Annotated in this window: 1 pseudogene; it reads left to right on the top strand. The window is 46.5% G+C overall.

What is annotated here, in order from left to right:
- Positions 1-243 (top strand): annotated as a pseudogene (locus AAEY62_RS24235) (3-methylcrotonyl-CoA carboxylase); the annotation flags it as partial.

The raw sequence follows: 243 nt of genomic DNA on the forward strand, positions 1-243 counted from the left end.
GCCGTTTACAACACGCGCTTGAGCAATTTCACTTAGCGGGCTTTAGTACTAACATTGGCTTTTTACATAACTTAGCTGTGCACCCTAGCTTTAAACAAGGCGCGCCTAGCACTCACTTTATTGCCGAGCAAGGCGATTCGTTAGTGGCGGTTGATCAATCTCTTCGCCAAGCAAGCCAGCTTATTGCAGCCTTTACTTATTTAGAGCAGCTAGTTAGCACTCAAGAAGCGCCAAATACAAGCC

It is taken from the genome of Pseudoalteromonas sp. GW168-MNA-CIBAN-0100 (assembly GCF_040309225.1).
Taxonomy (GTDB): Bacteria; Pseudomonadota; Gammaproteobacteria; order Enterobacterales; family Alteromonadaceae; genus Pseudoalteromonas; species Pseudoalteromonas arctica.